This is a genomic window from Parendozoicomonas sp. 209JJ7-1 (assembly GCF_058147085.1).
Map to the genome: position 1 here is coordinate 138,350 of NZ_JBYVJU010000006.1, position 23,232 is coordinate 161,581.

The 23,232-nt window shown below is 49.0% G+C and carries 25 protein-coding genes; 14 read left to right on the forward strand and 11 right to left on the reverse strand.

Annotated features, from left to right (window positions below):
* Positions 1-158: 158 nt before the first annotated feature.
* From lptM to xerC, 5 genes are read left to right on the forward strand one after another with little or no spacing between them, the layout of a single operon-like run.
* Positions 159-341, forward strand: coding sequence for an LPS translocon maturation chaperone LptM (lptM, locus tag ACY2RQ_RS07895; RefSeq protein WP_490112418.1), 183 nt, complete (start codon positions 159-161; stop codon positions 339-341).
* The gene (gene lysA / locus ACY2RQ_RS07900; protein WP_490112419.1) at positions 341-1,618 is read left to right on the forward strand and encodes a diaminopimelate decarboxylase; all 1,278 of its coding nucleotides are present in this window, start codon (positions 341-343) and stop codon (positions 1,616-1,618) included. The genes lptM and lysA overlap by 1 nt, the downstream gene beginning before the upstream one ends.
* On the forward strand, positions 1,609-2,439 hold the full coding sequence (gene dapF / locus ACY2RQ_RS07905; protein ID WP_490112420.1) for a diaminopimelate epimerase: 831 nt from the start codon (positions 1,609-1,611) through the stop codon (positions 2,437-2,439). Before lysA ends, dapF begins: the two co-directional genes overlap by 10 nt.
* Entirely contained in the window at positions 2,436-3,140 is a 705-nt protein-coding gene (locus tag ACY2RQ_RS07910) for a DUF484 family protein (protein ID WP_490112421.1), read from the forward strand. The genes dapF and ACY2RQ_RS07910 overlap by 4 nt, the downstream gene beginning before the upstream one ends.
* A gap of 24 nt (positions 3,141-3,164) precedes the next feature.
* Positions 3,165-4,067, forward strand: coding sequence for a tyrosine recombinase XerC (gene xerC, locus ACY2RQ_RS07915; RefSeq protein WP_490112422.1), 903 nt, complete (start codon positions 3,165-3,167; stop codon positions 4,065-4,067).
* 20 nt (positions 4,068-4,087) lie between these two features.
* On the opposite strand, the gene ACY2RQ_RS07920 is transcribed toward xerC, so the two are convergent.
* From ACY2RQ_RS07920 to ACY2RQ_RS07940, 5 genes are all read right to left on the reverse strand, one after another.
* Complete coding sequence (locus ACY2RQ_RS07920; RefSeq protein ID WP_490112423.1) at positions 4,088-6,112, reverse strand: M13 family metallopeptidase; 2,025 nt, start codon at positions 6,110-6,112, stop codon at positions 4,088-4,090.
* Positions 6,113-6,217: 105 nt separating this feature from the next.
* On the reverse strand, positions 6,218-6,682 hold the full coding sequence (locus ACY2RQ_RS07925) for a DoxX family protein (protein ID WP_490112424.1): 465 nt from the start codon (positions 6,680-6,682) through the stop codon (positions 6,218-6,220).
* A gap of 14 nt (positions 6,683-6,696) precedes the next feature.
* Positions 6,697-7,488 (reverse strand): HvfC/BufC family peptide modification chaperone, encoded by a 792-nt coding sequence (locus ACY2RQ_RS07930; RefSeq protein ID WP_490112425.1) that lies wholly within the window; start codon positions 7,486-7,488, stop codon positions 6,697-6,699.
* Positions 7,485-8,387, reverse strand: a complete 903-nt coding sequence (locus ACY2RQ_RS07935; protein ID WP_490112426.1) for an MbnB/TglH/ChrH family RiPP precursor modification enzyme — start codon at positions 8,385-8,387, stop codon at positions 7,485-7,487. Before ACY2RQ_RS07935 ends, ACY2RQ_RS07930 begins: the two co-directional genes overlap by 4 nt.
* A gap of 27 nt (positions 8,388-8,414) precedes the next feature.
* The gene (locus ACY2RQ_RS07940) at positions 8,415-8,693 is read right to left on the reverse strand and encodes a BufA1 family periplasmic bufferin-type metallophore (protein WP_490112427.1); all 279 of its coding nucleotides are present in this window, start codon (positions 8,691-8,693) and stop codon (positions 8,415-8,417) included.
* A gap of 451 nt (positions 8,694-9,144) precedes the next feature.
* Between ACY2RQ_RS07940 and ACY2RQ_RS07945 the strand changes: the two genes are divergently transcribed.
* Together ACY2RQ_RS07945 and ACY2RQ_RS07950 are read left to right on the forward strand one after the other, a co-directional pair.
* A complete protein-coding gene (locus ACY2RQ_RS07945; protein WP_490112428.1) occupies positions 9,145-9,303 on the forward strand; it encodes a hypothetical protein in 159 nt (52 codons plus the stop codon).
* 169 nt (positions 9,304-9,472) lie between these two features.
* Entirely contained in the window at positions 9,473-10,210 is a 738-nt protein-coding gene (locus ACY2RQ_RS07950; RefSeq protein WP_490112429.1) for an HAD family hydrolase, read from the forward strand.
* Positions 10,211-10,620: 410 nt separating this feature from the next.
* Here ACY2RQ_RS07950 and ACY2RQ_RS07955 read toward each other — a convergent pair whose 3' ends face one another.
* Entirely contained in the window at positions 10,621-12,210 is a 1,590-nt protein-coding gene (locus ACY2RQ_RS07955; protein ID WP_490112430.1) for a flavin-containing monooxygenase, read from the reverse strand.
* 448 nt (positions 12,211-12,658) lie between these two features.
* Positions 12,659-13,825 (reverse strand): hypothetical protein, encoded by a 1,167-nt coding sequence (locus ACY2RQ_RS07960; protein ID WP_490112431.1) that lies wholly within the window; start codon positions 13,823-13,825, stop codon positions 12,659-12,661.
* A gap of 202 nt (positions 13,826-14,027) precedes the next feature.
* On the opposite strand from ACY2RQ_RS07960, the gene ACY2RQ_RS07965 reads away from it, so the two are divergent.
* Both ACY2RQ_RS07965 and ACY2RQ_RS07970 read left to right on the forward strand, forming a co-directional pair.
* Positions 14,028-14,540 (forward strand): hypothetical protein, encoded by a 513-nt coding sequence (locus tag ACY2RQ_RS07965; RefSeq protein ID WP_490112432.1) that lies wholly within the window; start codon positions 14,028-14,030, stop codon positions 14,538-14,540.
* 230 nt (positions 14,541-14,770) lie between these two features.
* On the forward strand, positions 14,771-15,553 hold the full coding sequence (locus ACY2RQ_RS07970; protein ID WP_490112433.1) for a hypothetical protein: 783 nt from the start codon (positions 14,771-14,773) through the stop codon (positions 15,551-15,553).
* A gap of 130 nt (positions 15,554-15,683) precedes the next feature.
* Here ACY2RQ_RS07970 and ACY2RQ_RS07975 read toward each other — a convergent pair whose 3' ends face one another.
* On the reverse strand, positions 15,684-15,959 hold the full coding sequence (locus tag ACY2RQ_RS07975) for a hypothetical protein (protein WP_490112434.1): 276 nt from the start codon (positions 15,957-15,959) through the stop codon (positions 15,684-15,686).
* Between ACY2RQ_RS07975 and ACY2RQ_RS07980 the strand changes: the two genes are divergently transcribed.
* On the forward strand, positions 15,946-16,437 hold the full coding sequence (locus ACY2RQ_RS07980; RefSeq protein ID WP_490112435.1) for a hypothetical protein: 492 nt from the start codon (positions 15,946-15,948) through the stop codon (positions 16,435-16,437). The genes ACY2RQ_RS07975 and ACY2RQ_RS07980 overlap by 14 nt on opposite strands.
* A gap of 160 nt (positions 16,438-16,597) precedes the next feature.
* Here the strand turns inward: ACY2RQ_RS07980 and thiD are convergent, their stop codons facing one another.
* A complete protein-coding gene (thiD, locus tag ACY2RQ_RS07985; RefSeq protein WP_490112436.1) occupies positions 16,598-17,413 on the reverse strand; it encodes a bifunctional hydroxymethylpyrimidine kinase/phosphomethylpyrimidine kinase in 816 nt (271 codons plus the stop codon).
* A 304-nt stretch (positions 17,414-17,717) separates the two neighbouring features.
* Between thiD and ACY2RQ_RS07990 the strand changes: the two genes are divergently transcribed.
* The 4 genes from ACY2RQ_RS07990 (at position 17,718) to ACY2RQ_RS08005 (ending at position 20,611) form a co-directional block, all read left to right on the forward strand.
* A complete protein-coding gene (locus ACY2RQ_RS07990) occupies positions 17,718-17,810 on the forward strand; it encodes a DUF7687 domain-containing protein (RefSeq protein ID WP_490112509.1) in 93 nt (30 codons plus the stop codon).
* 68 nt (positions 17,811-17,878) lie between these two features.
* Positions 17,879-18,616 (forward strand): oxygen-insensitive NADPH nitroreductase, encoded by a 738-nt coding sequence (nfsA, locus tag ACY2RQ_RS07995; RefSeq protein WP_490112437.1) that lies wholly within the window; start codon positions 17,879-17,881, stop codon positions 18,614-18,616.
* 107 nt (positions 18,617-18,723) lie between these two features.
* Positions 18,724-19,863, forward strand: coding sequence for a glycerate kinase (locus ACY2RQ_RS08000; protein ID WP_490112438.1), 1,140 nt, complete (start codon positions 18,724-18,726; stop codon positions 19,861-19,863).
* Between the two features lie 100 nt (positions 19,864-19,963).
* The gene (locus tag ACY2RQ_RS08005; protein ID WP_490112439.1) at positions 19,964-20,611 is read left to right on the forward strand and encodes a potassium channel family protein; all 648 of its coding nucleotides are present in this window, start codon (positions 19,964-19,966) and stop codon (positions 20,609-20,611) included.
* Positions 20,612-20,860: 249 nt separating this feature from the next.
* Here ACY2RQ_RS08005 and ACY2RQ_RS08010 read toward each other — a convergent pair whose 3' ends face one another.
* Together ACY2RQ_RS08010 and ACY2RQ_RS08015 are read right to left on the reverse strand one after the other, a co-directional pair.
* Complete coding sequence (locus ACY2RQ_RS08010) at positions 20,861-21,775, reverse strand: N-acetylmuramoyl-L-alanine amidase (RefSeq protein WP_490112440.1); 915 nt, start codon at positions 21,773-21,775, stop codon at positions 20,861-20,863.
* 106 nt (positions 21,776-21,881) lie between these two features.
* Positions 21,882-23,225, reverse strand: coding sequence for a DUF58 domain-containing protein (locus ACY2RQ_RS08015; protein ID WP_490112441.1), 1,344 nt, complete (start codon positions 23,223-23,225; stop codon positions 21,882-21,884).
* Positions 23,226-23,232 lie beyond the last annotated feature (7 nt).

Consider the following 23,232-nt stretch of genomic DNA (forward strand, 5'->3'; position numbering starts at 1 on the left):
GGAACATACTCTGGCTGTGGATTGTCGTACAGAGTATTCAGCAGGGCAATCCCTCAAGAGGCTCCAGGGCGTGGAAACCGTTGCGGCATCTGTCCTGCCTGGGTGTGCACAGGTATACTTTGCTTTTAACAGGTATAGAAATAGAGCGGGAGACCACCATGAAGCGTACGCTGGTGCTGATTATTTTTGGACTGATAATTTCGGGCTGTGGCCAGAAGGGGCCTCTCTATCTGCCGAAAGAGCCTCAAAAAACCGGATTTATCCAGCATGATGCCAGCCAGCAGGTGGTTGCTAACAGCCGTATTAATAACAGGGAAGTGACCGGAGGCGCAGTAATTTAATGTCCGTGCTGTCTGAAAACGCCTTTTGTTACAGGAATGGCGGTCTTTACGCAGAGGATGTATCTCTTGCAAAACTGGCGGAACAGGTCGGTACGCCGGCTTATGTGTATTCCCGTGCTGCGATGGAAAGCGCTCTGAATGGCTATATTAAGCCTCTGGCTGATATTCCCCATCATGTCTGCTTTGCAGTGAAGGCAAACTCTAATATCGGTGTTCTGAATGCCCTGGCTGAAATGGGAGCCGGATTTGATATTGTCTCCGTGGGGGAGCTGGAACGGGTTCTGGTGGCTACCGGTGACGATGCCAGTAAAGTGGTATTCTCCGGTGTTGGCAAGCAGGAACATGAAATGCGCCGGGCTCTGGAAGTGGGTGTCTGGTGCTTCAATATCGAATCCATTCCCGAGTTAGACCGCCTTCAGGCTGTTGCTGTGGATATGGGCAAGACCGCCAGGGTTTCCCTGCGGGTTAATCCGAATGTCGATGCCAAAACCCATCCCTATATCTCCACCGGCCTGAAGGACAATAAGTTCGGTGTGGATATTGACCGGGCCGATGAGATTTACGAGCGTGCCAGCCAGATGCCTAATATTGAAGTGACTGGTGTGGATTGTCATATCGGTTCCCAGCTGACTACCCTGGAGCCTTTCCTGGACGCTCTCGATATTCTTCTGGCTCTGGTAGATCGCCTGGCGGAGAAGGGCATTCATCTTTCCCACCTTGATCTGGGTGGTGGTCTGGGCGTTACCTATAAGGATGAACAGCCGCCGGCCACGGAAGATTATATTCGCGCTATCCGTGAACGCATTGGTGACCGCAAGCTGACTCTGGTGTTTGAGCCGGGTCGTTCCATTATCGCCAATGCGGGCGTATTGCTGACCAAAGTTGAAATGCTCAAGCCTACCGACCACAAGAATTTTGCCGTTATAGATGGTGCCATGAACGATCTTATTCGTCCCGCACTGTACGGCTCCTGGCACGATATTCTGCCGGTAACCCCCCGTGAAGGCGAAGAACAGGTTTACGATATTGTTGGCCCTGTCTGCGAAACCTCAGACTTCCTGGGTAAAGACCGTTCCCTTTGCCTGCATGACGGCGACCTCCTTTCAGTGATGTCTGCCGGCGCTTATGGCATGGTGATGGCTTCCAACTTTAATACCCGCGGACGTCCGGTAGAGGTGCTTGTGTCTGGTGAGAAGGCCGATATCGTGCGTAGACGGGAGACCATAGCAGACCAGCTTGCTCTGGAAAGCCTGCCCGGGGAGGCTTCATGCTACTGAAATTTACCAAGATGCATGGCCTTGGCAATGATTTCATGGTGCTAGACGGCGTAACCCAGCATGTCCGGTTAACTCCGGAAAAGATTCAGCAGCTGGGTGACAGGAATTTTGGTGTCGGGTTTGACCAGCTGTTGCTGGTTCAACCACCCGATGATGCTGATATGGATTTCCGTTACCGGATTTTCAACGCAGATGGCAGTGAAGTGGAACAGTGCGGCAATGGTGCCCGCTGTTTTGCCACATTTGTACTGGAACGCAAACTCACAGGTAGCAAGCGCATCAAGGTTCAAACGGCTAAGGGCCAGATTGAGCTGCGGGTGGACAGGGATGGAGAAGTTACCGTCGATATGGGCCAGCCAATTCTTGAACCCTGGGAAATTCCGTTTAAGGCAGATCGTCAGTCCATCACCTATAAACTGGATATTGAAGGCCGGAATTACGAAATGGGCGTTGTCTCTATGGGTAATCCCCATGTGGTACTACTGGTGGATGACTGCAAGACAGCGCCGGTAGAAAAACTTGGCCGCAAGATTCAGCGCAGCGTCCGCTTCCCGGAAAGTTGTAATGTAGGCTTTATGGAAGTGGTTAAACCCGGAGAAGTGAATCTGCGGGTGTATGAACGGGGTGTCGGCGAAACCCTGGCCTGTGGCACCGGAGCCTGTGCCGCTGTTGTGGCCGGGCGGCTGCAGGGTTTGCTGGAACACACAGTGAAGGTCAATCTTCCCGGTGGTTCCCTGTCGATTACCTGGGATGATGAAAACCTGCCGGTTATGATGACCGGTCCGGCAACACGGGTCTATGAGGGGCAAATAAGGATATGAACGACGACGGACTGGAACTGGCAGACGCAGTTACAGAGCAGCAGGTGGAGGAATTCCTCCGTGCCAACCCAAACTTTTTCTGTAGCCGGGATGAACTGCTGTCCGGTCTGAAAATCCCTCACCAGAGGGGTGACACCATCTCTCTGGTTGAACGACAGGTCAATGTGCTGCGGGAACGCAACCAGGCATTACGTCAACGCCTGAACGATCTTCTCAACATTGCCCGGGATAACGACAGCCTGTTTGACCGTACCCGTCGGCTGGTGCTGGCGGTTATGGATGCGAAAAATCTGGACGGCATAACAGATGCCGTTGAGGACAGTCTGGTTCATGATTTCCGCATTGATTATGTTTCCCAGATGCTGGTGGCAGACAATCATCTTACCTCCCGTGTACCCTGCCACAGTAAAGTAGATATCTGCGACGGTGTGGGTCTACCGGATTTGCTGAACAGTAACAGTGTCGTATGTGGAAAGCTGCGGGAAAAGGAGCTGACCTTTCTGTTTCCCAACCATTACAAACTGGTAAAGTCCAGTGCGGTGGTTCCCCTTTACAATAACCGGGCGCTGGGTATTCTGGCGGTTGGCAGTCGGAATGAGGATGATTTCCGGTCCGGTATCGGCACTATGTTCCTTAGCTTTATCGGTGAGGTTCTATCTCTGGCGATAGAATCCATGGTGCCTGCCAGACGTTTTGAGTAAGACAAGCTTTGAGTAAAACAAGCTATGAGTGAAATTCAGAACAGGGAGCAGCAGGTTGTTTTATGGCTTACTCACCTCATTCATGAGCGGCAGTTGTCTGCCCATACCTGTTCTGCTTACCGTCGCGACCTTTTGCGCCTTCATGGTGGACTGGAGAGTGACCAGAGCTGGGAATCCCTGAAAGAGATCGATATTCGTCGTGTTCTTGGCCGGCTGCGGATGGAAGGGCTCAGCCCCCGCAGCCTGCATCGCTGGCTCTCTTCCGTACGCAGCTTTTATGATTACCTTATGCGGAAAGGGGTATCTGAGGATAATCCGGCCCGTGCCCTTCAAGCTCCCAAGTCAGACAAGCCTCTGCCAAAGGTTTTGGATACAGACCAGATGGGTAGTGTGCTGGATGTCAGCGCAGATAACCCCTTAGCTCTCCGTGATCATGCCATGATGGAGTTGTTTTACACTTCTGGTATACGGCTGTCTGAGCTGGTTGGTTTGGATCTGGTAAGCCTGGATCTGCGGGCTGGAGAAGCCAGGGTTCTGGGCAAGGGCAATAAAGAGCGTATTGTTCCCATTGGAAAAAAAGCCAGTATCATTTTGGAGAAATGGCTGAAAGTCCGCTCCACCATGGCAGGTATTCATGAGCCTGCGGTGTTTATTTCACGCCAGGGAAAACGTATCAGCCAGCGGCAGGTTCAGGTACGGGTAAAAAAGTGGGGACAGAAATACGGGCTGGATACATCCCTGCATCCTCATATGCTGCGTCACTCTTTTGCCAGCCATTTGCTGGAATCCAGCGGTGAACTGCGCTCTGTGCAGGAGTTGCTGGGCCATAGTGATATTTCCACCACCCAGATTTATACCCACCTGGACTTTCAGCATCTTGCTGATGTCTATGACCGCGCCCATCCAAGGGCACGAAAGAAAAACTGATTCCCCGGTGCCGGAGAAAATTACCAGATTTCAGTTCTCTTCTCCGGGGGCAGGAACATGGGGTCTCCGGAGTGTACAGGGAAGGCTTTATAGAACTGGTTCATATTGGGCACTGTGCCGTTCACTCTGTAGACTGGGGGAGAGTGAGGGTTAGTCAACAGGTGTTCCTGTAAGTCCTGGGATGTCTGCTTGCTGCGCCAGACTTGCCCCCAACTCAGATAGAAACGCTGCTCAGGTGACAGTCCGTCCATGCTCTGGCCAGGGTGAGTGACCAGATACTTCTGGTAAGCGTCCCAGGCTACATTTAAACCGCCAAGGTCTGCGATATTTTCACTAAGCGTCATCTGTCCATTTATATATATGCCTTTGAGTGGTTGGTAGTGATTGTACTGGTTGACCAGCCGTTGGGTTAGTTTCTTGAATTCAGCTTTGTCCCGCGTGGTCCACCAGTTGACCAAACGTCCATCGCCGTCAAACAGGCTGCCGATATCATCAAAACCATGGGTTATCTCATGACCAACAATCGCCCCCAGGGAGCTGTAAGTAACAGAGGCATCGTAATCTTTGTGGAACAGGGGAGGCTGCATAATGGCCGCTGTTGCGACAATCTCGTTAAGCCCGGGGATGTAGTAGGCGTTCACTGTCTGGGGTGTTATATCCCACATATCCTTATCCACAGGTTTATCCAGTAAATCAATAGACTGCTGGTAACTGAACTGCTGAATGCGTTTTACATTGCCTACCAGGTCATTGGTTTTCAGTAGAACATCGGGCGTGTCAGGCCATTTTTTCGGAAAACCAATTTTGATAGTAATTTTATCCAGTTTGGCGACAGCGGCCTGTCGGGTTGTTTCTGTCATCCACGTCCGGTTGTGAAGGCGCTCAGAAAACGCATCCCGAATATTGTGAACCATCTCCCTGCCAGCGTCGGCTGTCTGCTGGGAGAAGAACTGTCTGACATAAAGTTTCCCGAGGGGCCAGCCTAACAACCGGTTGCACACGTTGAGCCCACGCATATTAAGGGGAAGCCTGGCTTTAATACCTTCCAATGTAGTGCTGAAGAAGTCATTGTGAGCCTCGACCAGTGTTTCATTCAGATAAGGGGCGTATGCATTCACCAGTTTCCAGGCCAGATAATCTTTCCACTGGTTCAGGCCTGTGGTTGCGAAAAGTTTCCCCAGAGACTGATAGTTTTTCAGGCTGCCGGTGTTCAAGGTATCCTGGTTGAGCAGGCCGGCACTGTATGCAAAATCATGCCAGTTGAACGTGCCCAGAGCTGTGCTGAGTTGATTTTGGGAGGATTGTATCCTCGGGTCCAAGCCTCCCGCGTTGGCGGTTATAATTCTGGCAAGACCTGTTTCCGTCATCAAAACACGTTCGGAAGCCCCGTCAGGATCAGGGTGGCCGATAGCTGTCAGGCTTTCCCTGATTAACTCCTGATAACGCTGGAGCAATTTTTTGTTGGCAGGGGATGTGCCCAGATAAATAGAAGGATCCGTCAGGCTAAGGCCACTGATCATCAGATAAACCTGGTTGCGGTCTGGGTGATAAACATCAGCCATTATCAGATAACCCAGAGGGCCAGGGACTCCATCTCGTAACAGGTCTGCCATCAGTTGGGGAATCTCACCTTTGGTGCGCAGGGACATAATCCTGCTATGGTCATCCGCAAGAGGAGTGGTGCTGAGTAAGTCACGAAGCTGTACATTCATATAACTGTCAAAGAGGGTGATAAGTTTCCCCTCATCTGAGCTGGGTGGGTGGTTGCCCTGCTTTTTCAACTGGGCCAGTACACTCAGAAGATCCTGGTTAACCTTCAACATTGTTTGTCCGAACAAGTTGATGGAAGGAACGTTTTTCGGGATGGTTGTTGTTTTTATCCAGTTGCCATTGGCGTGTAGGTAAAAATCCTTTCCCGGAGGAACAGATGCATCAATGGCTGATAGATCAATACCGGAGGCGGATTTTGCAGACCAGGCATTGGATATGAAAATTGTACATAGCAGGATGAATAATGCACGACAGGTGCAGTGAAATCTGGACATGTTGCTTAACTCGGAAGAGCACGCAGGGAAGTGCAGACAGGATAGACGACTTGTGATTATTCGGTATGAAACGGGGCTGGTTGTCCAGCCTCAATGGTTGCAGGGTTAGGCATCAGATGTGCTGGATCTTGTCAGAGCATCCAGGGAGAGCAATCCCGCGCCCCAGATCACTACGGCACCCAGCAATACGCCCCAAAGTACATGCAATGTGAATGCTGCAGGAGCAACAAACTCCAGGCTGAGCACCGCAACAATATTTACGATGGATAGACCAATGGCTGCAGGGCGGCTGAACAGACCAAAGACCAGCATAACCGGGAAGACCAGCTCACCAAAGGTGCCCAGGTAAGCAGCAATTTCCGGAGAGAGCAGGGGAACTGCGTACTCTTCCTCAAAGAGAAACAGGGTTGTTCCCCAGTCATCCAGTTTGGTTAACCCGGAGGCGAAGAACACCCAGGCTACATAAAGCCGTGCCGCCAGAAGAGCCAGGGGCTGCAGACAATCCAGCAGCCGGGAAAGGGCTGTGTCTGCACTAACAAAGTAATCGAAAAGAGAAAATATTCTGCTCATGGTAACTCCGTTTATCACGATAAAGGTTTGGTCTGTGGAAGAATAAAACTGGTTACCAGATGGTTGCTTATGGCATCGGGCAGCCAGGTGGAGAAGTCAAAACCGCTGTTATTGTCATCTTGTGCGTTGAGGGTGTTTTCCAGGGCCTGCTCTAGACTCTTGTCTTGCTGTTGCAGCAGGGAAAGCCAGTGAGCTTCGGCTGGTGATGCTTCACGAACCAGAGCCTGCCACTGCCTGCGCCAGACCAGTGCCGTCTGTCCTCCGCCCTGTTCCAGCTTGTCTCTGGCTTTGGTCATCCGCTCGTTTCTTTCGGCCTCATCAACATTATGAGCGATCCAGATATCGACAACAGGAAAATCTGAGTGCAGTACAGACAGGGTTGGATTGCATATAAGCTGCCCGTGCCCGGATTCCGTTGATGCCAGTTGCTGAAAAGACTCTGCGTCCACAGAGATATCCGCAGCCCGTTCACACTGATGGTGAACCCAGTCCAGTTCCGCACAGCTGCTTAAATAAGGCAGCTCTTCACTGATGGAATGATCGGCAAGCCATGAGGGAAAGCTGTCTCCCCACTCTCCCCAATCCCCGACAGAGGAAGGTGAAAACTGCATATATTCCCGACAGAGCTTTGCAAACAGTTCATCACCCACAAGCTGGCTGACCACGGGCAGGCTGATGGCCAGACCCCGCGTTGCGTTAGCCTGCAGGTTACGCTGATAAACTTCCAGGCCTTTACACTCCAGGACATTGGTGTTTGACTGAATAGCTTCCATCAGTCCGGACTGAGTGGGATACATACTGCTCATGCTGTCTGTGCCCTGTAATAACTGACTTCATTAGCAATGGCGCGGGCTTTGGCTGCTTCCGCCAAAAGCACAGACCATTCCGGCAGAGCGGTATCCCATTCCACCAGTGTGGGAATATTGCCAAAGCGCACCAGGGCCAGACGGTAAGCGTCCCAGACAACATCGGACACCTTCTGGCTGTGGTCGTCTACCATAATCTCGCCGGGTTCTACCGGTGTGCAGCCTGCAAGATGAATTTCACCTATGGCATCGGTAGGAATAGCATCCAGCCAGTTGCCGATGCTTTCCAGAATATTATCTTCGCCAGCATTGGAGGCATTGACCGCCAGGTTGTTCAGATCGACCAGCAACTTGCAGCCGGTGCGAATAACCAGGGAGCGAAGGAATTCAGTTTCGGTAAAGGTACTGCCTGCGGGCGTGATATACGCCGACAGGTTTTCTATCAGAATATGGCGTCTTAGCCGTCTCTGAAGCCTGTTTATGTTCTCGCTCATCACATCCAGAGTCTGCTCATTAAATGAGATGGGCAGAAGATCTCCGGCATGGTGAAGGGTGTCGCTGCTGTTGAGGGGCGAGTGCAGATGTCCCCAGGTAAACGCCGCGTGTTCAGACACCAGTGCTGGTGAATAGCGTTCAACCAGTCTGGCTATGGAATTGATATGTTCGTCGGGTACACCGCTTATGGAACCCAGTCCCGTGGATGTGCCATGGAGGCTGATGGGGTAGTGTTCAGCGACCTGGTCGAGAATATTCAGGGCAGCGCCGCCCTGTGCGAAGAAATTCTCTGCATGCACTTCAATAAAATCAATATCAGCAGGGCTGGCCAGAACATCATGGTAATGGACATGCCGCAAACCGACGCCAACAGGTGTCTTTGTCGTATTCCAGTGATTGCTCATGATGTCTGACCCTTCCTGTCTGCGTGCTTAGTTGTTTTTGGCCAGCAGTTTCTTTTTGGCTTCTGTCTTGGACAGACCGCCCATTTCAGTGCAGGTGCCTTTCTTCACAGTCTTCCATTCGTCGATAGCATTATCGGCTTTGGCCTGGCCTGCGCAGGAGTGGGTGCCCAGCAGGTTGGCGCAATCGTTCTGGCCAGCTTTGGCAATGCCGTAGCACTTCTCTTTGGAAGCCGCCTGAGCAGTGGAGATGGCTCCAACAGACAGGGCAGCAGCGAAACCGGCACAGATGAGAGCTTTGTTGTTCATGGTGAAATCCTTTGATGTTGTTATTAACGTTTGGCTATTAAGATTTAAAACGTTTGAGGGTTTCCATATGGCGGGGTCGGAGTATCCGTCAATCTGGCCTATCACCTCCCCTCTGTATATCAGTACCAGAGTCAGAACGGCACGGATAGGAAAATGATCAGCCAGCTCTCGGTGATGTCGGAATTGGCTTTTACTGCTGCCATATTTCCCTGAAAGCGTGAGGCTATGCGGTCAAAACCGGGAGCATCATCTGACAGGGAGCACACCAAGTATCTCAGAAATCTACAATAACCCCGTCTTCATTTGAACTGATAGTTTCAAAGTGATGGCTGGTTTTCAATTCCTGCATACTCATTCCTTTGCCCTCACTTCTTATTACGCGTGCCCGGCTGATAGGGATTCACATCCCCCGGTTTTTTCTGAACAGTTATTATTTTGAGTCAATTTTTATATGGGGCTATCAGTTAAGATTGTCCGTCTGAGAGGGTTTGATTCCTGGAGACAGGTTGTTGGGCAGGGGCAGGAAAGAAGTCTCTGCCGGGAAGTGGCGGGGCAGACACCGGGAGATGACCTGAACGACAGGCGGCTGGAAGTGGCGAAAGCCTGCTGAAAAAGCATAAACCTGTAGGTTGGATAGCAAATAAGGTAGGTTATGAAAACACTTCGGCTCTTGCCTGGGTGCTTTGAAAAAAGACAAGTTATGCCCTTAGCCAGGATGTTTATGAAGCATCCTGGCTAAACAGTGGTTAAAGCTGCAGGACGAATAATGGGCTGATGAGATGATAAAACTGATTACCTTTGATCTCGACGATACCCTTTGGGATAACGGCCCGGTGATTCGCCGTGCTGTTCGTGAAGGATATACCTGGTTGTTCAACCGTTGCCCTGAACTGGTGGAGGTACATACGGTTGAGTCCCTTGATGCTCTGAAAAGCAACCTGAAAGAGACTGTGCCTGAACTGAGACACCGGGTGAGTGAAGTGCGTATCGTCGGTATGCAGCAAGCTCTGGAACAGATTGGTTATAAATCTGCCGAAGCTTTAAATATTGCCCGGGAAGCCTTTCAGATTTTTCATCGCTGGCGGCACGAGGTGGAGTTGTTTGATGGTGTTCATGAAGTCCTGGAAACTTTAGCTCTTGAATACAGGCTGGCTGTTATCACCAATGGCAACGCCAGTGTTAAACGACTGGGGCTTGGGGACTATTTCCAGTTCACTATCAGTTCTGAAGACATTAACCGCAGTAAGCCGGATCCGGAAGTGTTTAAGCTGGCACTGAAGGCCGGGAATATAAGCGCAGATGAAGTGATCCATATTGGAGACAATATGATTACTGATGTCCAGGGTGCCGCTGAGGTCGGCATGAAAACCATCTGGTTTAACCCTGCAGGGGAGGAGTGGTCCCTGGAAGCATGTCAGCCAGACAAAGTGGTAAACTCCCTGGCTGATATTCCGGTCGTTGTCCGCACTATTGCGGACGGCACGGCATTAACGGAAGTGAAGAGTCAGGAAAGTTAAAAGTTAGGAGAGTTAAAAGTCATCATCCGTAAAAACTTCTGTCCGGATACTCGCCGCATCAGCAACAACATAATGGTGAGCGGAAGGGCGGAAGCCATGTGATAAATGGGGGCGGGTTCATTTAAACGGGTTAGTCTTTGCTTCCGGTGTTTGAGAAAGAGATGGTTTGACTTTTAATGGTGGCGCATATAAAAACGGCATATAACTCCCCTGCTGTTTTCTTGTCGTGCAAGGCAGTGTCGCAAACTCACGGACCCGTACCTAAATCAGTTGCAATAAAAAACTCCTCCAAGTACTGCGTGAAGTCACTATCAATCCGTTTGTTACTCTGCATTAGTCATGGTTTAAAGGTAGAGGATTAGAATACAATCAATCACCTGAAAAACCATCAGATTCACGCAGTATACGAATTAAATATCTTTTCCTCGCTTGAATTTATTTTCTATATACATGGACAGCATTTTTACCATATTTCTTCTCAGCCAGTTCATTGTATGCCAGGTTTCACTTAACATAACTGCATACAATGGATTATCGCGAAGCCCTACCATTTTCTCGCGTGCAGCTTTCCGAACATACCTTCTTGAATCATGCAGGCGGTATTGGTATGGAGACCAGATCCCAAAGGATAAGTCAAATAATAGTCTTGGGTGGGAAAATAGTATTTTTAAATATGAAGGGCATTGGTTTATCTGTTTTGCAATGAAATCCATGTACTGGTACGGGTCAACAAGAAATGGTTGTGATTCTTGAAATTGGTTAAAACGTTTTGAAAAGTAAATTTCATCAATCTTTATGGTCTTTATCATGCCTTCCCGGTCAGGCAGGGAACACGCGCCTCGAAAATATTCAGCTATCCAACGGGCTTGCATCTCTGCCAGCATAGGTATAGATGTAACATAAGGTCGGATATAACCAATAAATGCAAGCTGATTATTATCTGGATGAAATACATTCTTATATAACTTTTTTAATGGCGTAGAGAATTTAAAATTCAGGCCCGCTTTATATCCCGTACACATAATAATCAAATCGAAATATTGCCCTTCCGCCACATCTGCAAAATACACATTATTACCAATTATTTTAACAATTCCTTTTTGAGGGGTTATTTTTCCTTTTTTAACTCCCTCAAGTAAGTGACAGCTTTTAGTCCATGATGAACCAATGTAGTAATCACTTGAATACCATTGAGGTATGCCTGAACCACATTTCCCCGTTTCTTTCTCGAACCTTCTTACAACTCCACATCTCTCAGGAGCATCAAACCCCAGGGACCTCAATAAATAAAGCTGAAAACGATTAGTCATCAAATCTGCAGGCAATCCTCCCTGGTCTTTTTTGATAGGAAAATTGTAATAACTGGCAAGCTTTGGATTGAACCATGTACCACGTCTCATGCTCACTGTTACACTGGCTGCATCCTTTAACTTAGAGGCGATATCAGAAGCTGTATCTGAACCACCAACTATAAGAATATTTTTATTTTTCATGTTGCCTGTCACTGACTTAAAATCAGCTCCATGCATTATTTCCCCAGAAAAATTTTCAAAAAGTTCTTTCTCTGGATAATTAGAATTCATTCCTGTTGCGACAACTAAAAAATCGCTTTTATATTCACATGTTTCAGTTTTTATAACCCAACACTTTTCATCTTCTAAAAAATCCGCTGACATCACATGCCTATTACAGCTAATGCAACCTTGTAGATTAAATTTTTCTACATAGCTTTTTATATATTCATTAATGTGATCAGCTTTCGGGAAATCCGGGCAATTTTCAGGTAGTGGAAAATCTGAAGCCTCCATAAATGTTTTTGAAGATACTGCTTCAGTATCAGGCAACACCCCACCAGAACAATTTTCTCTAAAAACCCACTGGCCTCCAACAGCATTCGTTGACTCAAGCAAGATAACATCCATTTCATGCTCGATTGCATGCTTGAGCATATAAATGCCTGAAATGCCGCCACCAATAATAACAAGCCTGTATTTACGCATAAGCACCTCATTAGTTCTAAGCACTTAACCCGTATGTTTCACGATCTCAATGGGCGATCTCATTGGCCATGATCCCGTCTGCTGTCTGTTTGCGACTATCTCTCGCGACCATCACTGGAGTTTTTCATGCGCAGTAATAGCAATACTGCCGAGTGTCGGCAACACAGAATTCAAAAATACATTCAACACAGCAGCCTGGATGAGTAGAGTTGACTGTTGGCTGAGCCAGTGTTTGAAGCCGATTGTAGTGGGGTAATGGCCTGAGCGCTTTGAAACCCCGGCGCTCAAGCGAAGGAAAAAACTTACCCGCTGCTGATAACGTCACGAGCCGTCGCCAAGATGAGGATTAGAACCCATGGTCACCCGAAAAAGCTTAAGTAAGTGCCATTCGGGTCATGGATAACATAAACATCTCCGCTTCAATTTCTAATGGTGAATGCACTGGTCGCTATCCCACGGGTTTAGCAAACAACACAATGAATAACATGGCGACCCCGACTGCCGAAAAGCCTAGGCGATGGCTGTTTTTTTGTGCGATCAGTACGGCGATCAGACATTGCAAGAAGTAGTACAGCGCGAATGCTTTCGAAGCTAAAGCGAGGATTTGAAAGGTGTCTGCCAGCCAGGTTAATGTTATCGCGAGAATTCCGATCGATAGATAGATGATCTTTGGATGAATTTTTTTCTGAGATACTTCTGTCACATTGCCTTTTGCAGCTATGGTGTCTGCAACTGCCGCAGAAAATTGGCTCAGTAGTGCTGCAATTACTACACCGGCAGAGAGGAAAGGTATCGCTGTATACGTGACTAATTTGATTAGAAGGTGATCTGTGTACTGGCCTTCAAGCTCATGAATCAGTGGGATTGCGAGGAATACAAACGCAATGTAGATAGTAGAGGAGATAATTTGAGACCAGCGTGAACTCCAAATGCGGAGATTTGCGTTATAGGTATTTCCTAGAAAACGTGGGGTTTCAAAGCCTTGGACTACAATCAGTGTACCGCTGACAACAGTGACAATTTCCCACCAACTTGCTGTAGGCATAGGGATGCTCTGTATGCCTTGCTGAATACTCGTGCCATCGTATTGAATGAACCCCAGTAGAATTACAGTTACCAATGCAAGCGTAGCCATCAAGGACCATGTTTCTAAGAAATTCAATGTACTTAGCCCACGAGTCAAAGCCACTACGACAATGGTGATAATGACAACGGTAGTAGATATGTCCTGATAGAACTGTGAAGTAAGATTGAAACCGGCAAGTAAAAATGAAGAGAGTATTTGTAAATATAAGGTAATTGAAATGACATATGCGATGGATATCGAGACGTCAGAGATACGATCTATTAATGAGACCGTTGTATTCTCGCCTTTTGCAATTATCGGTTCAGCGCGTTTAATGTTGAACCGAATTGCAGCCCCAACAGCATAAGCCAAGGATGTGACTACCATAATGGCCACACCCATCCAATAGCCTGTGGCTGTTGCCAGTACCGGCAAGATGACCAAGAAACCACTCCCAAAAATTGAGGCGAGCGGGGTGGCCAGGAGATTTAATCGAGTCTTGGCGGTACTTTGGTCGTCGGCGATTTGGTTAGAGATGGTTGTATTCATACAATTCCTTTGTGAAGGGTATAGCTGGATTCAAGCAATAAGTGCAATTGATTGAAATTTCAGATGTGAGCCAGCTGCGGGTACATTTCGTAGTTCTCACACTCAGAAATGGAAGTCAGGAATGAGTAAACAAGCCGGACAATACAAGCAGCTGACTCTAAAGTGACGATACCAGATTGAGGCTCATCTTGGGACAGCGAGTATGCAAAAAGAAATTGCTGTTCTTGTTGGCATTAGTGAGAGTGCCCTGTCACGAGAGCTGGGCCGCAATAGTGGAGAACAAGGCTACTGCGCTGAGACCGCTCATGCACTGACAACCAGGCGTCGTACGACAGCCAAAAAGCACAGTAAATCTGATGAGCGATCCTACAGGGAAGTCAGCTCAAAACCGAATTTCAAGCAGTTATTCTGGCGCACATCCGAAGCCCTCCCTAACAGCAAACATCACCCTTACAGCAATGAAGACTTTCGCAGTCGTCATCCTTCCTGCAGGGGCAATCGACTTGAGCGCAGAATGTCTGGCAAGTGTTATATTTATAACCCAGTTCGACATTATTGCAGCACTCGGAACATTGGGGCATGTTATAGCCACCGCATGCTGTACCATCTGGAAGACAACTCCATGCCACGTTTGCCAGGCCCAGGGCAGCCAGCCCCACAAAATGCTGCCACAGTCTATTTCCGTTCATCTCTGCATCTCACTCTTCAAGGTTAACCAAACGACAGGTAACGCTGTTCTGTATGAGAGTTGAGTATTGCTCACTGCAGGGCTGGCGTTGGCGTCAATGCTGCTTGCCTGAATTAAAAGCTATCGTGGACGTATAATGTTGCAGAAGATAGCGGGCGGAAAGTTTTATCGGAAGAATCTACTAGAATACATTGGCCGTTCAACAGCGGTTCCATAAGACGCCCGTCTTACCCGTTTGTTTCCAGAGGTTGTAAGCCATGACTCCCACCACCTTACTCCCCTCCCGCTCATCAGTCTCGCCTGTCTTGAAAAACAGAAGAAGCAGAAGTTTCAGCACAGCCCTGTTGTGTTTTCTGGCCACACTGCTCATGCCTTCTGCCGGATGGCCCCGGTGCAATCCTTATACTCAATTCCAGGTATATTCGTTTGCTCCTTTCGAGGTAGGTGTTTATGCTGCGATTCCAAAGTTTGACAAACACGGGAAAATTGTATCCTACAGCCAGGGTAATGTACTGTGCCCCTATTTTACTGTCTCGGATGAATGCTGCGCAGATTTGAGCAGAGATCCCCTTTGGGTGCAGGCCGGTATTATCCCTTACAACTACCTTATCATCGACAAGGAACACCTCTTGAGGGCTACTGCCGATATAATTAGAGGAATTGGTGGAACGATATGGGCAGATAACTATATGCTGGTACCTGATTCTCTTTGTAAATGGGAGCATGAAGTAGCGGTTGTCAATGCGCTGGATATGGCTGTTGATTTGGGCCTGTCTTTCTCAGGGAGCTATAACTCATATCCAGCACCACTCAATACAACCAACCTCGGTCGATTTGATGCAACCTGTGTTATAAAAAATACAGATACTCGCGATCATGAGCTTACAGTGCATTACAGGGATAAACAGGGTGTTGATCATATCGTTAGGCTTGGAAAAGTTGTTGCAAAATATTGTTTTCTTCATACAGACAAGCCGGGGGAATCTCTATCAATGACATGTTACGATAGTCTTCGCCCCGATGCCCCTCCTGTCCATTAAAATGTTCAGCCAGTGTAATTAGAGCCTGTTCATAATCTTATCGTGGGATGCAAATGCCGAATGAACCGGCTCTTCGTGTTTATTCGTGTAAATATCACTGAAAAAAGATAGAAGGATTACTCCATAAATGTTACTTCCTGTTTTCCTTTATTAAAAAAAGGATTCGGAATCTGTGATAGTCAAGGTTCTTGTATGAATGTCGATATTCTCCAAGAGCAATTACAGAATAACCTCCCATGTCCATTAAATTCTCGTCCTCTGCGCTTGTTATCTGCTTTTCTCTCAGTTTTTTCAGCCTGTTTAAAGCGGTACCCGTTGCAGGGGAGTCTATTATAGGCCCATTACCTGGCAATGAGATTGTTATAACACCTGAGGATGTCAGGACAACGGGAATGAAAGAGGTCACCGTCTCTATCCGGATTATTGAGCCAGAGACTTCTGACTTTATTGTGAAGCCTTTTACTCTCAGTCTTGAATGTAATACCTATAAGTTCTGGGACATTTTTCTGGGTTTCGGTTCAGAGCCCTATAAGGTGAGCTTCAACTGTCCGGAATCTACAGAACGTAATCCTATTGGTTGCCAGCAGGCAGTGACCATGGAGAGTTTGAAGGCCTTGCGGAAGATAGAAGGATTCAGCTGTAAGGCCCGTGTTGAGGTTGAGGGGAAGCAGTATTTATTCTCTGAGCATGATTATCGTGCAAACTCACTTAGAACACCGCTCCCTGTAACTGGAGTCTCGTTGGGAGGGGGGGATGTGCATCAAGCGCCCTCATACGACACAATTCTGCATGATACCTGGAATTTTCCCCTGAACTTTCCGTACATCAGCACAACCCCCGATATTCATTTGAAGCTGGAAGATAAGTACCTGGAAATTCCTTGATTTCAAAGGAGTGATTTTAAAGGGAGAGGAGTCATTCTTTAACAATAATGGCCTTGAGTGCGGTCAGGAGCTTCTCTACTGTCGCAAAACGGTCGCTTTTGTCAATCGCCAGACCATAGGCCCGGGCGAAGTGCATAAGGAACAGATAATCCTGCTGTATTCATTGTTTGTTTTCCCAAAAAGCATGGAAGTGATGGACCGGACCGTGGCCTTTGCCGATGGATAGCAGATCCGCATGGGCAATGGCTTCCGCGATATAGCTTTTGGCTTTATAAACAGCATCTTCGAGCCTTTCACCCCGGGCCAAAAGGGCAGTAATAGCGGAGGAGAGGGTGCAGCCTGTACCGTGGGTGTTCTCCGTAGCGATACGGGGAGCCGTTAACCGGTGCAGGGTTGTGCCATCGTGGAACAGGTCGATGCTTTCATCACCGCCGAGATGGCCACCTTTGACGAGTACCGAGTGACTGCCGAGTTTCAGCAGTGGCTCAATCATGGCCTCCATGCCGGAAACAGTATCAGGTACATCACAGCCAAGCAGAACTGCGGCTTCAGGAAGGTTGGGGGTAATAACCGTGGCTTTGGGAATCAAACACTCTTTCAGGGTTTGTATAGCGTTGTCCTGCAGAAGTTTGTCGCCGCTGGTGGCCACCATCACCGGATCAAACACAATCAGCTCGGCATTATGGGCCACCAGAGCATCCGCAACGGTATGAATCACCGGCTCTTGGCTGAGCATGCCGATTTTTACCGCATTCACAGCAATATCAGAAAAAACTGAATCCATCTGTTGTTGAATAAATTCGGGAGTAACATCAAAAATGCCCTGCACGCCACAGGTGTTTTGGGCGGTCAGCGCGGTGATAACAGTACAGCCATAAGCACCAAGGGCAGAGAAGGCCTTCAGGTCGGCCTGGATGCCGGCACCACCACCGCTGTCGGAGCCTGCGATGGTAAGGGCAATAGGGGTATGGTTCATCGTGAACAACAATGCCATGAAACAATGCCATGAAGTGAAAGGGAAATTTGTAGCCCCGACAGTGTAAACATCACCGCACAAAGATAGAAGGATTGTTCGGTAAAAGAGAAGGGTTGAAATAGCAGGTGTTTTTTGGGTTGGGATAACCAGCAGGGGCTCAAAGCCCCTTTTTATCAATTACATAGACTCCTCTGTTTTTGCAGTCCGCGATAACTTCCAGTAGATGTTCTTCTTGAGGAAGATTTAAGTGAGAGTGAATCTAAGGTTTCTGGATCAGCCTAAGAATTTTTGGGTAATTGTTGATATGTTGCATATGGGCTATGTGACGGAAGTATTGTTTGGTCACGAAGTGGTAGAGAGACTACCAGGAATAGTCGATAGCTGGCTTGAAGAATAAGAAAGGAATATAAATACCTCTCGGTTCCGCAGCAATGCCAACAAGAAAGACCAACAAGAGAAATCATAATGTCCGGCTCCGTTATTGATCTGCTGAAATCCCACCGTTCCATTCGAAAATTTTCCGCGCAACCCGTCAGTGATGAACAGGTCAGGCTGTTTATTGAAGCAGGCCAGAGTGCGGCGACCTCCAGTAATCTGCAGGGTGTCAGCGTGATTCGAGTACGTAATCCGGATACCCGGGCGAAGATGGCGGAACTGGCCGGTGGCCAGCCTTATGTTGCCGATGCCCCTGTATTTATGATGTTCTGCGCTGACCTCAACCGTTCAGGCTTCTGTTGTGAACTCCATGATGGTGAGCTGGCTGATGGTATGACCGAACACTTTATGATTGCCACCATTGATGTAGCGCTGTTTGCCCAGAATGTTGTGGTGGCGGCTGAATCTGAAGGGCTGGGTGCCTGTTATATTGGCGGTATTCGCAATAACCCCGCGCAGGCCAGTGAGCTGCTGAATCTTCCGGGTAATGTGTATCCTGTCTTTGGGCTGTGTCTGGGATATGCGGATCAGAACCCCGGCATAAAACCCCGCCTGCCTGTGGATATGGTTTTGATGGAAGAGACCTATCAGCCAGTCAATACAGACCTGCTGGCGGAGTACGATAAAACCATGCGCCAGTATTATCTCGACAGAACCGGTGGCAAGCTGGACCGCACCTGGAGCAGTGATATGACAGCTTTGCTGGGTAAAGAGTCCCGTCCCCATATGCGGGAATTTTTACGCAGCAAAGGTTTCAAGATGCGTTAATGTTCTTAGAGCCTGTTCATGGTCTTTCTCGGCATTTTCAGCCCACGATAAGATTGTCAACAGGCTCTTACATTCCTGAACTGCCAGAATGGACGGGAGGCCAGACCATGAAGATTGTAATCGCGCCGGACTCTTTCAAGGAAAACCTGACCGCTGCCCAGGTGGCTGATGCTATTGAGCATGGTCTGAAACAGGTTTTGCCTAATGCTGAGTGTGTAAAAGTGCCTGTGGCTGATGGTGGTGAAGGTACTCTTCAAGCCCTTGTGGATGCGACAAAAGGGCGACTGGTGGGAGTCACGGTAACAGGCCCTCTTGGAAAGCCTGTTCAGGCGAGCTTTGGCATTCTCGGTGATGATAAAACGGCTGTTATTGAAATGGCCAGCGCATCGGGACTTGAGCTGGTTCCTCCATCCGAAAGAAATCCCCTGATAACCACAACACGGGGCACAGGAGAGTTAATACTCCATGCCCTGAATGCCGGAGCGAAAACAATTATTACCGGTCTGGGGGGCAGCGCAACAAACGACGCCGGCGCGGGTATGATGCAGGCTCTGGGTGCCTCCTTTCAGGATGGGCAGGGCAAAGAACTTCCGATGGGTGGAGAGGCTTTAGCAGAACTTGCACGGGTTGATTTAACCCGCCTTGATAAACGACTGGAAACAGTTGAATTTATCGCGGCCTGTGATGTGGATAATCCGTTAACCGGTCCACAGGGAGCATCAGCAGTTTTTGGCCCCCAGAAAGGCGCGGATAACGCCATGGTTCAACGTCTGGATAAAGCTCTAGGGCGTTATGGGGAGGTTATTCGATCGCAGCTGAATAAAGATGTTATTACCGCTTCAGGAGCCGGTGCCGCCGGTGGCATGGGGGCTGCTCTGCTGGCCTTTACTGATGCCCATCTGAAACCGGGCATTGATATTGTGATAGACGCAGTCAATCTGAAAGAAAAGCTTCGAGGGGCGGATCTGGTCATTACCGGAGAAGGGCGTATCGATGGCCAGACCGCCCAGGGCAAAACCCCGGTAGGTGTCGCCAGAATGGCAAAGGCCCAGGGTATTCCTGTTGTCGCTCTGGCTGGCTGTGTGGGGGATGGTGTGGAAGCCGTTTATTCGGAAGGCATTGATGCGTTGTTTTCCGTGGTTCACGGGGCGGTTTCTCTGGAAGATGCATTCAGGCTTGCATCTGAGAATTTAACCAGAACAGCGAGGAATCTGGCGGCAGTTTTCACTCTTGGACAAAGTTTATAATAAACAGGTGTTGGGGGAGATTTTCTATATCCTGTATCCATTTGCTTCCAGGCTTTCGTATAAACTACCCATTTTTAAAACATTAAAGGAACAGCAGTTTATGCTGAGTGTAAGTAAACCGAATATTGCCCTTGGTCAGCTTCTGCTGACTTTGCTAGTGGTGATTCTTATTGCACCTTCAATACCTGATACGGATATTATTTTCGGTCGTATATTCAGTGGTCTGATTATGTTTAGCATGACTACATCTATTCGGCCTCTGGTACCTGGCAGGAAAAAGCTGCAATTATTTATCCGGTCTATAGGCGTCGCTCTTACCCTGATGGTGTTGTTTCTGCCGGAAATGAGTGAATGGTCCAAACGTCTTGGCGTAATTGTTCTGGGGGGGGTGATTATCTTTTCCGTCGGGATGATGGTGGGGTTAATGGCGCATCTGTTCAGTAAGGCAAATCAGTCGCAGAAGCTGCTGGCGGCAGTTAACTTCTATCTGCTGACGGGCCTTGCCTTCAGTTATATCTATCTGTTGGTAAATATCTTTGAGCCAACCGCTTTTAATATTCCCAATAATGATATTTACAACTGGTCACAGTATCTCTATTTCAGCTTTTCCACGTTAACGACTGTAGGCTATGGCGATATCATTCCAGACATTCCTTTTGCCCAGAGTCTCAGTGTAATGGAAGCGGTTATCGGGGTTCTGAGTCCGACGGTTATGATTGCCCGGTTTGTGACTGCTGGAGCTGATTAACCCGGCCCGGGTCGATTCTCTGTTTTTCCAGCGTTATCTTTCCAGCGTGGCCTGAAAGTGGGAATCTGCCCGATGATCAGAAAAGTGGTCTACACCGGAAATTTTCAGTTTCCCGCCCTCAAGCGTCCATGTCCCTTCTCATAGCGTTGAACTCCTATGACAGAACCATCGACAAAGGTAAAAGTCTCTGGAATATAGCTTCTATGTCGTCTTCTTCAAGAGGTCAAAAGAGCTACTGACTGGCATAGGCTACTGAATAGCAAAGGCCGCGGCCTTTTGCGGATAGTACTTCTCCAGCAGGGCAAACAGCGTGGAAATCGTTATCAGGTCCGCTTCTCCGTCAATATTCCAGGGTAAAAAGTGAGTTTGGAATGCGGTGAGGGTATTGGTGGTCTGGCGGTCGTACTCGCCGGTTATCTCAAGCTTATAGCCGTAGTCATTCAGGGCCTGCTGTACCAATTCCGGAGAAGGACGGTTGAGGGCGAACATATGCCAGTATTTGTTCACCGTTTCCGTGTCATACCAGGCACCGATACCGGCTTTATAAAGCTGATGCCAGGGAAAACGGGGGCCGGGGTCGCTCTTTCTCTGGGGAGCAATATCCGAATGGCCGAGAATATGGGCGGGTTTTATCCGGGGGAACTGCTGCTGTAGTTGTTTAATCAGGGAGATCAGCAGCTGAATCTGTTCCGGGTCATAATCCGTGTAAAAACACATTTTGTGGGAGTATTCTGCGCTGCCTGTGAGTTCCCGGGGCAGTATTTCTCCGATATGGGTATGGCACTCCGGCGTATTGACCAGCTCAATACCAATGGATAGATCGTTAAGGCCGTCCTGGCCATTCCAGTGGCTGACACCGGCATGCCACGCCCGATAAGATTCATCAACCAGTTGGTAAATCCTCAGTTCATCCCCCGGATAGCTCTCGTCATGGTTCTCAGGAATCAGGTAATGGGCGCTGACCCTGTTGCCATCCACCAGAAACTCCATGGACTTTTCATAATTGGCAGCGGTGTAGTGCAGAACAATATATTTCACCCTGCTGTTGTAGTTCTGGCTGGGCAGGTACTTGATGGGAAGTGAGGAGCAGCCTGTAAGCCACAATAGCAATGCCGCTGCTATTAGCTTCTGATAGCGAGATTTTTTGGCGAACAATGCTTTCATTCCGTGAATGCTGTTGCTGTGTTTATTTATTCAGCATATCAGGGCATGGAATGTTCGACTGTGAATTTTCAGTAGCGTCGTGTCTCTATGGCTTTAAGGAACGGGGCTAGAACCGCCCGCTGCTTTTCAGTTGCAGATACTGGGTCACCATATCCATATGCAGAGTATCTGGACGTGCATCCACAACCAGAATGCCTGAGCTGCGCAGTTCCCGCATCAGCTTCTGGCGCTGATCCAGGTACTGGCGGGTTCCTGTGTAATTCATGGCCTGTTCAAAGCCATCTACAGGATGCTGAACTATCTGGTCCAGCACCTGTTCCCTAAGGCTGGCGACCATCACCATATGTTTGGCAGACAGAAGCCGTGTAGCCGCCAGCAGGTCGTTCCTGTCTTCTTCCCGCACATTACTGACCAGAATAATCAACGCCCGTTTACGGTGCCGGGCAATAATCTGTTCAGCGGCTTCGAGAAAGTCACTGCTGGTTGTGGTGCTGTGGAGGTCGTAGGTCTGCTGCAGAAGCTTGTTAACCGTGGTCTGGCCTTTGGTGGGGTGCAGCCAGCGGTCAGGCTGCTCTTTGCCACCGGCAAAGCTTTGAAAGCCCACGGCGTCTCCCTGGCGAAGGGCTATCCAGGATGTGAGCAGCATGGCGTTAAGGGCATGGTCAAAGTGGCTGAGGCCATCATCCCTGGCGCGCATACGACGGCCGCAGTCCATTAGGAAAACAATATCCTGATCCCGTTCCAGCTGGTATTCCCGTGAGATCAGTTTCCGTAGTCGGGAACTGGCTTTCCAGTCCACCTGACGCAGCACATCCCCTTGACGGAACTCCCGCAGCTGATGGAAGTCCATCCCTGTGCCCCGCTGCTGCTGACGATGGGCACCAAGACGGTTGATCTGCTGGTCAAGGCTGAGAGCTTCGGCATTAAAAATAGGAGCAAAGTTGGGGTAAACATGTGCTTCCGAAGGTTCTCCCCTTTGCAGGCGAAGATCCCAGAGTCCGGCGGGAGAACGTACCCGCATATCTATCAGCCCGGAGGTTAACAGTCCCCGCCTGTTGGCCTGCAACTGGTAGTGAATATCCGCTTTGTTCTCCGCCGGAAGAATCATATTCAGGGGCAGCCCGGAGATTTCCGCAGCGGCAGGCCACTGGTCAGTAATGGTGACACGCAAGGCCCGGGATAAAGGGTTATTCACCACCAGAGAGACCGGCTGGTAAACACCAACCGCAAGGGTTGCGGGCAGATGCCGCTCCGCCATCACCTGCTTCAGTTTCTGGCTGCGATAAAGGTCCAGCAGGGCATAAACCACCAGAACCAGCCCGGCCAGCCACCACAGGCGTGAGCAGATACCGGCTGCCTGCGCCATATCAAAATAGCGCAGAGCGGCAATGGGCAATGACAGAACCAGCCAGCCTGCCAGCAGCCAGAGAAAAGTCTTCGACGGCCTCATACTTACT

Excerpts from the sequence above, each read along its gene's own strand:
- lptM (WP_490112418.1), top strand. The coding sequence starts at position 159 with ATGAAGCGTACGCTGGTGCTGATTATTTTTGGACTGATAATTTCGGGC.
- lysA (WP_490112419.1), top strand. The coding sequence starts at position 341 with ATGTCCGTGCTGTCTGAAAACGCCTTTTGTTACAGGAATGGCGGTCTT.
- dapF (WP_490112420.1), top strand. The coding sequence starts at position 1,609 with ATGCTACTGAAATTTACCAAGATGCATGGCCTTGGCAATGATTTCATG.
- ACY2RQ_RS07910 (WP_490112421.1), top strand. The coding sequence starts at position 2,436 with ATGAACGACGACGGACTGGAACTGGCAGACGCAGTTACAGAGCAGCAG.
- xerC (WP_490112422.1), top strand. The coding sequence starts at position 3,165 with ATGAGTGAAATTCAGAACAGGGAGCAGCAGGTTGTTTTATGGCTTACT.
- ACY2RQ_RS07920 (WP_490112423.1), bottom strand. The coding sequence starts at position 6,112 with ATGTCCAGATTTCACTGCACCTGTCGTGCATTATTCATCCTGCTATGT.
- ACY2RQ_RS07925 (WP_490112424.1), bottom strand. The coding sequence starts at position 6,682 with ATGAGCAGAATATTTTCTCTTTTCGATTACTTTGTTAGTGCAGACACA.
- ACY2RQ_RS07930 (WP_490112425.1), bottom strand. The coding sequence starts at position 7,488 with ATGAGCAGTATGTATCCCACTCAGTCCGGACTGATGGAAGCTATTCAG.
- ACY2RQ_RS07935 (WP_490112426.1), bottom strand. The coding sequence starts at position 8,387 with ATGAGCAATCACTGGAATACGACAAAGACACCTGTTGGCGTCGGTTTG.
- ACY2RQ_RS07940 (WP_490112427.1), bottom strand. The coding sequence starts at position 8,693 with ATGAACAACAAAGCTCTCATCTGTGCCGGTTTCGCTGCTGCCCTGTCT.
- ACY2RQ_RS07945 (WP_490112428.1), top strand. The coding sequence starts at position 9,145 with ATGGGGCTATCAGTTAAGATTGTCCGTCTGAGAGGGTTTGATTCCTGG.
- ACY2RQ_RS07950 (WP_490112429.1), top strand. The coding sequence starts at position 9,473 with ATGATAAAACTGATTACCTTTGATCTCGACGATACCCTTTGGGATAAC.
- ACY2RQ_RS07955 (WP_490112430.1), bottom strand. The coding sequence starts at position 12,210 with ATGCGTAAATACAGGCTTGTTATTATTGGTGGCGGCATTTCAGGCATT.
- ACY2RQ_RS07960 (WP_490112431.1), bottom strand. The coding sequence starts at position 13,825 with ATGAATACAACCATCTCTAACCAAATCGCCGACGACCAAAGTACCGCC.
- ACY2RQ_RS07965 (WP_490112432.1), top strand. The coding sequence starts at position 14,028 with ATGCAAAAAGAAATTGCTGTTCTTGTTGGCATTAGTGAGAGTGCCCTG.
- ACY2RQ_RS07970 (WP_490112433.1), top strand. The coding sequence starts at position 14,771 with ATGACTCCCACCACCTTACTCCCCTCCCGCTCATCAGTCTCGCCTGTC.
- ACY2RQ_RS07980 (WP_490112435.1), top strand. The coding sequence starts at position 15,946 with ATGAAAGAGGTCACCGTCTCTATCCGGATTATTGAGCCAGAGACTTCT.
- thiD (WP_490112436.1), bottom strand. The coding sequence starts at position 17,413 with ATGAACCATACCCCTATTGCCCTTACCATCGCAGGCTCCGACAGCGGT.
- ACY2RQ_RS07990 (WP_490112509.1), top strand. The coding sequence starts at position 17,718 with ATGTTGCATATGGGCTATGTGACGGAAGTATTGTTTGGTCACGAAGTG.
- nfsA (WP_490112437.1), top strand. The coding sequence starts at position 17,879 with ATGTCCGGCTCCGTTATTGATCTGCTGAAATCCCACCGTTCCATTCGA.
- ACY2RQ_RS08000 (WP_490112438.1), top strand. The coding sequence starts at position 18,724 with ATGAAGATTGTAATCGCGCCGGACTCTTTCAAGGAAAACCTGACCGCT.
- ACY2RQ_RS08005 (WP_490112439.1), top strand. The coding sequence starts at position 19,964 with ATGCTGAGTGTAAGTAAACCGAATATTGCCCTTGGTCAGCTTCTGCTG.
- ACY2RQ_RS08010 (WP_490112440.1), bottom strand. The coding sequence starts at position 21,775 with ATGAAAGCATTGTTCGCCAAAAAATCTCGCTATCAGAAGCTAATAGCA.
- ACY2RQ_RS08015 (WP_490112441.1), bottom strand. The coding sequence starts at position 23,225 with ATGAGGCCGTCGAAGACTTTTCTCTGGCTGCTGGCAGGCTGGCTGGTT.